At 52.8% G+C, this 9,692-nt stretch carries 9 protein-coding genes and 1 pseudogene; 8 read left to right on the top strand and 2 right to left on the bottom strand.

Annotated elements, in window-relative coordinates:
• Both fadH and ABYT30_RS11145 read right to left on the bottom strand, forming a co-directional pair.
• A pseudogene (gene fadH, locus ABYT30_RS11150) lies at positions 1–587 on the bottom strand (NADPH-dependent 2,4-dienoyl-CoA reductase); the annotation flags it as partial.
• Positions 588–747: 160 nt separating this feature from the next.
• A complete protein-coding gene (locus tag ABYT30_RS11145; RefSeq protein WP_373083051.1) occupies positions 748–2,343 on the bottom strand; it encodes an ABC-F family ATPase in 1,596 nt (531 codons plus the stop codon).
• Positions 2,344–2,572: 229 nt separating this feature from the next.
• Between ABYT30_RS11145 and ABYT30_RS11140 the strand changes: the two genes are divergently transcribed.
• The 8 genes from ABYT30_RS11140 to ABYT30_RS11105 all read left to right on the top strand — a co-directional run.
• Entirely contained in the window at positions 2,573–2,827 is a 255-nt protein-coding gene (locus ABYT30_RS11140) for a hypothetical protein (protein ID WP_373083049.1), read from the top strand.
• Between the two features lie 33 nt (positions 2,828–2,860).
• On the top strand, positions 2,861–3,610 hold the full coding sequence (locus ABYT30_RS11135) for a pteridine reductase (protein ID WP_373083047.1): 750 nt from the start codon (positions 2,861–2,863) through the stop codon (positions 3,608–3,610).
• Positions 3,611–3,726: 116 nt separating this feature from the next.
• The gene (locus tag ABYT30_RS11130; protein ID WP_373083045.1) at positions 3,727–4,242 is read left to right on the top strand and encodes a DUF1993 family protein; all 516 of its coding nucleotides are present in this window, start codon (positions 3,727–3,729) and stop codon (positions 4,240–4,242) included.
• 174 nt (positions 4,243–4,416) lie between these two features.
• Complete coding sequence (ahpC, locus tag ABYT30_RS11125) at positions 4,417–4,986, top strand: alkyl hydroperoxide reductase subunit C (RefSeq protein WP_373083043.1); 570 nt, start codon at positions 4,417–4,419, stop codon at positions 4,984–4,986.
• 74 nt (positions 4,987–5,060) lie between these two features.
• The gene (gene ahpF, locus ABYT30_RS11120) at positions 5,061–6,668 is read left to right on the top strand and encodes an alkyl hydroperoxide reductase subunit F (RefSeq protein WP_373096490.1); all 1,608 of its coding nucleotides are present in this window, start codon (positions 5,061–5,063) and stop codon (positions 6,666–6,668) included.
• Between the two features lie 148 nt (positions 6,669–6,816).
• Complete coding sequence (locus ABYT30_RS11115) at positions 6,817–8,589, top strand: von Willebrand factor type A domain-containing protein (RefSeq protein ID WP_373084263.1); 1,773 nt, start codon at positions 6,817–6,819, stop codon at positions 8,587–8,589.
• The gene (locus tag ABYT30_RS11110; protein ID WP_373096488.1) at positions 8,586–9,479 is read left to right on the top strand and encodes a hypothetical protein; all 894 of its coding nucleotides are present in this window, start codon (positions 8,586–8,588) and stop codon (positions 9,477–9,479) included. Before ABYT30_RS11115 ends, ABYT30_RS11110 begins: the two co-directional genes overlap by 4 nt.
• Positions 9,472–9,692: hypothetical protein (locus ABYT30_RS11105; protein WP_373096485.1), on the top strand; the 221-nt coding region annotated here is incomplete at its 3' end. The genes ABYT30_RS11110 and ABYT30_RS11105, both read left to right, overlap by 8 nt.

Raw genomic sequence — 9,692 nt, 5'->3', positions numbered from 1 at the left:
CGGTTTTCAGGGCTGCCGCCGTAGCGGTCTTTACGTTTATTGGTGGCGGGGGCTAAAAATTGGTTAATTAAATAGCCTTCGCTGCCCATTATTTCGACGCCGTCGTAACCGGCTTTCTGGGCCAACCATGCGGTGTGGGCGAAGTCTTTGACGGTGCTGGCCACGCCACGGGTAGTGAGTGCGCGGGCCTTAAAGGGGTTGATCGGCGCTTGGCTGGTCGACGCGGTTTTTGACAGGGGGTGGTAGGCGTAACGACCTGCGTGGAGGATCTGCAAGCATATTTTACCGCCCTCTGCGTGCACTGCCTTGGTGACCTTGCGGTGGTTGCGAACATCGAGGCGAGAGTTAAAGGTGCTGGCGCCTGGATACAGCCAGCCACTGCGGTTGGGGCTGTAACCGCCGGTAATCATCAGGCCAACACCGCCTTTGGCGCGCTCGGCAAAATAGGCGGCCATTTTCGGGAATTGCCAAAAACGGTCTTCGAGGCCGGTGTGCATAGAGCCCATGACAACCCGATTTTTGAGGCTGGTAAAGCCCAAATCGAGGGGCGTAAAGAGGTGTGGGTAGTGCTGGTTTTCAGTGCTCATGCTTAGGCTCTCGCTATCTAGACGGTGTCAAGATAGCGATTTAAGTTGACGGTGTCAAGATTCGGTCAATTGCCAAGACGGGTGAGGGGGCTTTGCAGGAGTGGTGATTTTGCGGGTCAGAGCACTAGAGAGGCGCATGCGGCGCCTCTCTAGTGGGCAATTAGCTTGCTTGGCTTAGCTCGTGGGCGAGGAACTCATCGTAGGTGCCTTGGAAGTCGTTAAAGCCGCGGTCTTTGATCTCGAGGACGCGGGTCGCGAGGGAGGAAACAAACTCCCGGTCGTGACTGGCGAAGATCAAGGTGCCGTCGTAGTGTTCTAGCGCCAAGTTAAGGGCTTCGATGGCTTCCATATCCAAGTGGTTGGTGGGCTCGTCCATGATTAAGACGTTGGTGTCCATCATCATTAGCTTGCCGAACAACAGGCGGTTCTTTTCACCACCAGAGCAAACCCGTGCCTTTTTATTGAAGTCATCTGAGGAGAACAACAGGCGACCGAGTGTGGCGCGCACAATTTGGTCGTCGTGGTGGGGCTTGCGCCACCGGCTCATCCAGTCAAATAGGTTCAGGTCATTATCGAAATCATCGGTGCTGTCCTGGGGGCAATAGCCGAGGCTAGCGTTTTCGGCCCATTTAACCACGCCTTCCTGGGCTTCGAGCTCTTTCATCAAGCAGCGCAGAAAAGTAGTTTTGCCCGCGCCATTTTCGCCAATTACCGCGAGGCGAGTGCCAGCGTCTAAAATCATATTGCCTTTGGCAAATAGGGCCTCGTCAAAGCCGTGACCGAGATTTTCAATGGTGAGCGCCGCGCGGTGCAGCTTCTTGTCTTGCTTGAAGCGGATATACGGCGAGGTGCGGCTAGAAGCTTTGATTTCATCGAGCTGGATCTTATCGATCTGTTTGGCCCGTGAAGTGGCCTGCTTTGCTTTTGACGCGTTAGCTGAGAAGCGGCTGACAAACTGCTGCAGATCGGCGATTTGCGCGGATTTTTTAGCATTCTGTGATTGCAGGCGCTCGCGGGCGGCGGTTGCTGCTGTCATAAAGTCGTCGTAGTTGCCTGGATAAACCCGCAACTCGCCGTAGTCGATATCGGCCATGTGGGTGCACACCGCATTCAAAAAGTGGCGGTCGTGGGAAATGATGACCATGGTGCTTTTACGTTGGTTGAGTACGTCTTCCAGCCAGCGAATGGTGTTGATGTCGAGGTTGTTGGTCGGCTCGTCCAGCAGCAGGATATCTGGATCAGAGAACAGGGCTTGAGCGAGTAGAACCCGCAATTTCCAGCCCGGCGCGACTTCGCTCATGGGGCCAAAGTGCAGATCGAGCTCGATGCCCGCGCCCAGTAAGAATTCGCCCGCGCGGCTTTCGGCGCTGTAGCCGTCCATTTCCATGAACTGGGTTTCTAACTCCGCTACCTTCATGCCGTCTTCCTCCGACATTTCGGGAAGCGAATAAATGCGATCGCGCTCTTGTTTAATTTCCCACAGCTCGGTGTGCCCCATAATGACAGTGTCGATAACCGAGTACTGCTCAAAGGCGAATTGATCCTGATGCAATTTACCGACGCGCTCATTGGGGTCGATAGAGACATTGCCGGAGCTGGGTTTCAGGCTGCCGTCGAGAATCTTCATGAAGGTGGACTTGCCGCAGCCATTCGCGCCAATAAGGCCGTAGCGATTGCCGCCGCCAAATTTCACTGAAATGTTTTCGAATAATGGCTTGGCACCAAATTGCATGGTGATATTTGCTGTAGAGATCAAGAGGCTATTCCCGGACGCGTTAAACGTAATCTGTAATGGAGCGTGAAAAGAAGGGGGCCGCATTGTAAGGGTTGCGGGCCAAAAGGTCGAGGATGTCCACCGCGTTCCGGCAGCGCTAGCGCCATTAATGGCGGGCTTTGTGGAAAATTAACTGAATATTTCAGAAAGTCATGGAATTCAGGTATGTTGTGTGAAAAATGGAAATCAGCCAATACAGAGAACAGAATACATGTCAGAAGAGAGTGAAATAAAAAAGTCCCCGCTGTGCCGCACCATAGAAAAAGACGGTAAATCCGTGCGTGTGGAAATTTCCCAAGACGAGGGCGGTACTTGGCTCTTGGAAGTCTACGATGAATACAATAACTCAACCACCTGGGAAGACCCCTTTGAAACCGACGCCGATGCGCTGTTTGAGATCGAAGCTACGATTCGCGAAGAGGGCATTGACTGCCTAATTGGTCCTGTCGACGGCGGCGCGTTTTGAGTTTCTCTAAGGGGTTTTGGGGAGGCGCGCTTTATGACTGATGTTGGCCAGCCGGTTGCTCTCGTCACCGGTGGCGCCCAGCGTATTGGTGCTGAAATTTGTCGCTGCCTCCATCAGCGCGGCTACCGTATCCTTATTCATTATCGGCATTCAGAGGCGGCAGCGGGACAATTGTGCGCTGAACTCAATACCCAGCGCCCACAGTCGGCGGCCACGATTGCGGCAGACATGACGTCGATGGAGGATGTGCAAACGCTGGCTGAACAAGCGCTGGGCGTATGGCAGCGGGTCGACGTGTTAGTGAACAATGCTTCGACTTTTTATCCCACGGCAGTGGGGGAAGCGAGTGAGGCGGATTGGGATGCCCTGATGGGCAGTAATCTCAAGGGGCCGTTTTTTCTGTCTCAAGCATTGGCGCCGGCGCTGCAGGAGCAGGGCGGCTGTATTATCAATTTGGTCGACATTTACGCGAAAAATCCGCTGCCTAGTCACAGTGTTTATTGCATGGCTAAAGCGGGGGTGGCAATGATGACTCAGTCTTTGGCTTTAGAGCTGGCGCCCGCTATTCGTGTTAACGGGGTGTCTCCCGGCAATATTCTGTGGCCAGACCATGCCTCGGCCTATTGGGAGCAAGAAAAGAAAGAGTTGGCGGCGCGGGTACCATTACAGCGAGAAGGCGAGGCCGGCGATATCGCGAATACGGTAGCATTTCTAGTGGTCGATGCGCCGTATATCACTGGCCAGATTTTGGCGGTTGACGGCGGCCGGAGTCTAGCTATTTAAGTACTTAGCGCGTAAAAAGACGGTGTTAACGATAAGAATATCGACGATGCGGACACGGAGCTCCTAGTCTAGCGTCTTCTCAGAGAACATGTTCATTTACCTAACGAGGTGCGCCCATGCTATACGATCTAACGGTTGTGCAATTCAGCACAATGCTGTCTAACTTAAGTACTCTTCTAGAGAAGGGCGCGGCCTTTGCCGAGAGTAAAAAAATTGATGTCGATGCACTACTAACCTCGCGTTTGGCGCTGGATCAATTCAATTTAATTCGGCAGGTGCAGATTAGCTGCGACTCCGCCAAGTTAGGGGTAGCACGCCTGACGGGCAATGCGGATACTGCGCCTAAGCATGAAGATTTCGAAACTACGATGGCAGAACTGCAGGCGCGAATTAAGTCTGTTCAGGACTATATCGCGGGATTCAGCGAGGCCGATTTTGTCGGTGCCGAAGAGCGTAAAGTGGTATTGCCGTGGTTTGAAGGTAAGTATTTACTGGGCGCTGATTTTGCTCAGCGTTTTGTGATCCCCAACTTCTATTTCCATGTCACTACGGCTTACGCCATTCTCCGCCATCACGGCGTAGAGTTGGGCAAAATGGATTACCTTGGCGCGATTCCTTTTCAAGATTTATAGAAACCCCGCCCCGCATGATGAGCGAGGGTTTTCTTCGCTCATTACATCCCCATAGCAAAAAGCTATCTATTCTATAATAACGATTGATTGGAGCTAACGTTCTTGCTTCCCTAGTATGGTCACTGAACTTAAGGCACACCGCCTTTCATCTTTGACTACGCAAGGAATTACAGCATGTTCCCAACGATTATTAATACTAAAGTCCAGCCCTTTAAAGCCACCGCCTACCACAACGGCGATTTTGTCGATGTCAGCGATGGGGACCTCTTAGGTAAATGGTCCGTTATTGTTTTTTACCCCGCTGACTTTACCTTTGTCTGCCCAACCGAATTGGGTGATATGGCCGACCACTATGCACAGTTACAAGAAATGGGCGTAGAAGTGTATTCGGTATCTACTGACACTCACTTTACCCACAAAGCGTGGCACGACAGCTCTGACACCATTGGCAAAATTAAATACCCAATGATTGGTGATCCTACTGGCAAGATCTCGCGCAATTTTGGCGTGATGATAGAAGAAGATGGTTTGGCTTTGCGCGGAACCTTTGTGATTAACCCCGAGGGCGAAATCAAAGTGGCCGAGTTACATGACCTTGGTATTGGCCGCTCAGCGAAAGAGTTAGTGCGTAAAGTGCAGGCTGCGCAATACGTTGCCGAGCACGACGGTGAAGTTTGCCCAGCGGCATGGCAGCCAGGTGAAGCGACACTATCTCCTTCTTTGGACCTCGTTGGCAAAATTTAATACCCCATGTTGGCCCCGTTTGCGGGGCCTTATTCAAAAAAGAAAACCGAATTTAGACGTTCACGGGAGTCACCATGTTAGACGCGAAAATGAAAACCCAGTTGGAGGCCTATCTCCAGAATCTTAAAACACCGGTAGAACTGGTCGCGTATCTCGATGGCCAGGATAAATCCCGGGAACTTGAAACCCTGATGAGGGAGATAGCTGAGCTGTCGTCTTTGGTATCGGTCATTCAGGGTGAGGACCAACATGCGCGGCGGCCAGCAATGGGCGTGCGCTCCGTGGCCAGCGGCACAGAAATGCGTTTTGCCGGGGTGCCCTTGGGGCACGAATTTACCTCATTAGTATTGGCGGTGCTGCACAGCGGCGGCCATCCGCTGAAGGTAGATAGAGAACTGATCGAACAGGTACGCAATCTTGACGGCGAATACCGCTTCGAGACTTATATATCCTTGAGCTGCCAGACCTGCCCAGAAGTGGTTCAGGCCTTGAATATGATGGCGGCGATTAATCCGCAAATTTCTAACGAAATGATTGATGGCGCACTGTTTCAGCAGGAAGTGGATGAGCGCAAGGTGATGGCCGTGCCGACCGTGTTCATGAACGGTAAACAGTTTTCTCAAGGTCGTATCGGCCTAGCCGATATTCTGAAAAAAATTGACAAAAATGCGGGCGCTAGAAGTCTTAACAAACTCGCTGAAAAAGACATATTTGATATGTTAGTTGTTGGTGGCGGTCCCGCCGGTGCCTCGGCGGCAATCTACGCCGCGCGCAAGGGGATTCGCACCGGTGTACTGGCCGATAAGTTTGGCGGCCAATTATTAGACACCGTGAGTATCGAAAACTTTATTTCCGTTACCGAGACCGAGGGGCCTAAATTAGTCGCTCAACTTGAGGCTCACGTCGGCGCCTACGATGTGGATATCATGGCTGGCCACCAAGCGCGAGGATTGTCCGTCGCCACGGACGGCAGCATAGAAGTCAGTGTTGCGGATGGTGTGGTGTTGCGTAGCCGTTCAGTGCTGCTGGCGACCGGCGCCCGTTGGCGAGAAATGAATGTGCCCGGTGAGCAGGAATACCGTGGTAAGGGTGTAGCCTACTGCCCACACTGTGATGGCCCCTTGTTTAAAGGTAAATCGGTTGCGGTGATTGGTGGTGGCAACTCGGGGATTGAGGCGGCAATCGACCTCGCGGGTATTACCGCGCACGTTACTGTGCTTGAGTTTGATACGCGCTTGCGCGCCGATGAGGTGCTGCAACGCAAAGCCCGCTCATTGACGAACGTCGACATCATCACCAGCGCACAAACCACCGAAGTGCTTGGCGATGGCAATCGCGTTACCGGCTTAAACTACACCGACCGCGAATCTGGCGAGGCAAAAACCATCAGCTTGGCAGGCATATTTGTGCAGATTGGTTTGGTGCCAAATACCGAGTTTTTAAAAGGCGTTGTTGATCTTAGTCCTCGCGGCGAGATTGAAATAGGACCGCGTGGCGAAACGTCGCTGCCGGGGGTATTTGCCGCCGGCGACGTAACCACAACGCCGTTTAAGCAAATAGTGATTGCAGTGGGCAGCGGTGCAACCGCCGCCTTGGGGGCCTTTGATTACCTAATTCGCCAGCCGCTAGTAAATGCTGACACTGCGGCCCCTGTAGAAACAAAGGAAACCCAAGCCGCGTAATGGCGAGTTGAAGATTTCACCCATTGCCCCTCGTTGAGGGGCTTTTTTTTAGTGGAGGTATGCTAGAAATATTTTTACAGCGACCCTGACATTCGACTTCGCGCCGCGTTTATAGAAGTGACCCATCACTAAATACCCGGAGAATGTCATGAAATACGTCGCCAGCCTTACGCTACTGCTCATCCTTGCTATCGCAATCTTTCTGTGGCGCGAGCCGAAGCCGCCTTTGATTACGGAGCTCCCACCAGCGCTTGAATATGAGCGACACGCTATTAATGATGTCGTTGAATGGCAAGGCAAAAGTAGCAAACCTGATTTGGCAGACGCACGCTCAGTCAGCGAACAACGCGCTGGGACACCAGCCTTGCTCAAGCCTGCGCCAAAGCAAGTTATGGGTATGGCCGCGGACCTAGCGCGACGGGAGGCGGTCGCAAGCTCGGCTATATCCATAACGCACCACAGTAATATGATCGCCGATACGAATACGCCGATGTCTATCCCGCCCCTAAGCAGAGAAGGCTACGCCGCTAAAACGGAAAATCGCTTTTTGTCTGTGGCCTTATCGCCATTGTCGACGTTTGGCTTGGAGGTCGATTCGGCGAGTTACGCAAACCTTAGGCGGCAAATTAATCAGGGACAAATTCCGGTGCCTGCCAGCGTGCGGTTAGAGGAACTCATTAACTATTTTGACTATAACTTCCGTGCACCAACCGGCAAGCACCCAATTGTAGTGATGTCAGATTACGCGGTCGCGCCCTGGAATCCTGCCCACCGTATTGCCATGATCGGCGTGAAGGCAGTTGATACCACCGCTAGCAGCGAGCGCGGTGCACGCATCACCTTTTTGCTCGACACCTCCGGTTCGATGAATAGCCCCAATAAGTTGCCCTTACTTATCCGCAGCTTTCAGACCTTGTTGAGCAATTTAAAGCCTGCTGATCAAGTTGCTATCGTCACTTACGCTGGTAGCGCCGGGGTGGTATTGCCACCCACGCCGGTCACTGAGGTGTATCGTATTCAGCACGCGCTGGCCAATCTCCGCGCTGGTGGCTCCACCGCAGGAGGGGCGGGAATAGCTCTTGCCTACGATGTAGCGCGTAGACAGTTTGATAGCAAGGCCACCAATTTGGTGATTCTTGCGACCGACGGCGACTTTAATATTGGCGCCAGTAGTGACGGCGAGCTAAAAGCCATGATCGAGAAACAGCGCGAGAGCGGCGTTTTTCTGTCGGTAATTGGTATGGGCACCGGCAATTATCAAGACGCTAAAATGCAGGTCTTGGCCGAAGCGGGTAATGGTGTCGCCCATTACTTGGATTCGGATGCCGAAGCCCAGCGCTTGTTTGGCGCTGAACTAACGCGCACTCTGCATATTGCTGCCAAAGATGTGAAAGTACAGGTGGAGTTCAACCCCGCCGCGGTTGCCGAGTACCGCCTGCTGGGTTATGAGTCGCGGGTGATGAACGCCGAGGACTTTCGTGACGATAAAAAGGATAGTGGTGAAATTGGCGCTGGCCACTCGGTTGTTGCCCTTTATGAAATTATTCCCACCGGTAGCGGGGCCACGCCAGACATCGAACGGCGCTACCAAAGTCGCCTCACTAGCGGTACAACAGCAATGGAACTGGGCTATGTGAAAGTGCGTTACAAAAAGCCTGACGGCGACAAAGGTATTGAGTTCGCCCATGCGATGACGACGCGCGCCAAGGCAATTGAGTCCGCAACAGCGGATCTCCGCTGGGCCTCAGCGGTGGCGGAATTTAGTTTGGTGTTGTCGCAGTCCGAGCACGCAGGATCGGCTAAACTCAATGAGGCACTGCGCCGCGCCAAAGCCGTGTTGCCACTCATGCCAGATAATAAACGTATTGAGTTTATCGGCATGATCGAAAGGTTAACCACCACTAGGATTGCGCAAGAGTGAAAAAGATTGATATCGAAGACTGGCTCACACGACTTCGCGATTCTCGCGAGTGTGAGTCAGCTCGGGAAAAAGACGTTATGGACGCGATCCGGTCGGGGCTGAGTGCGTCGGAACAGCAGGCGGAAGTAGACCAGTTGGCGCTGCAGCGTTTGCATCGGCGTATTGAGCAAGAAGGCTTGTATCAAACGCCGGTAAAACGCAGCCGAAATCTACATCGTTATGGCTATGCCGCCGTCTTGTTAGTGGGTTTAACTATTATTCTCGATCTCTCGGTATTTGATCGCTCGGTCATTAATAGCGGAAATTTCGACAAGCTCAGTAGAGCAGTGCCTAGCGATGCGGCGCGATATGAAGTTGCTGCTAGCGCAGCCATTAAAGATAAGGCTGGCAGAGCAGAGGCGGAACATGAGCTTGCCCACGGAGAAATGTCGGATGAGCGGCTGCTCGCCGATTTCGCCAGTATGGCCAAAACCGACAGTGCCCAAGCAAACAGCGCTATGCTGAAGTCTGCACCTAAGCCAGAGCGACTTGCCGCTGCGCCTTCTGCCCAGCAAGATAAAGTTGCAACACAAGGCAAAACCGAGGGGCAAAATAGTGTAGCGGATACCGCATTGGCGGAGGCCACTGCGGGGCAAAATTTAAACGAGCCTCCGCGCCGCTTAAGTCTCACTGATTTGCAGTGGCAAACTATACGGGCACTTGCTGATGAAGGTATTTCCTTAGAAGAGGGAAAAGCCATTGATCACTGGATACTAAGACTGAATAGCGAGGTTGATCAGCGTCGTTGGCGTGCAGCGCTACCCGATTCCCAGCAAAATTTCGATTGGCCTATTCGCAAGGACATAGCATTGGAAGTGGTGATTTCCGGAAACGGTGATCGCAATGACTAATCTTGAGGTCGACGCCTTGATTATCGATCTTCAGGCGGGCGGAGTTCGGCGTAAAAACGCCGTGACTCAGCTCTACACCGTGTTTGCCGAGAAATTTAAGCGCTTTCTGCAGATCCGAGGTGTGCCTGAGTCGGAGTCGGAGGATTTAATGCATGATATTTTCCTTGCGTTCATCGCGCGCTGCGATAGCTTTAAAGCAAGCGGTCAGGGGCG

The organism is Zhongshania sp. (assembly GCF_041623545.1).
Lineage (GTDB): Bacteria > Pseudomonadota > Gammaproteobacteria > Pseudomonadales > Spongiibacteraceae > Spongiibacter.
The sequence above is the reverse complement of the archived record's forward strand: the minus strand, read 5'-3'. Positions and strand labels throughout refer to the sequence as shown.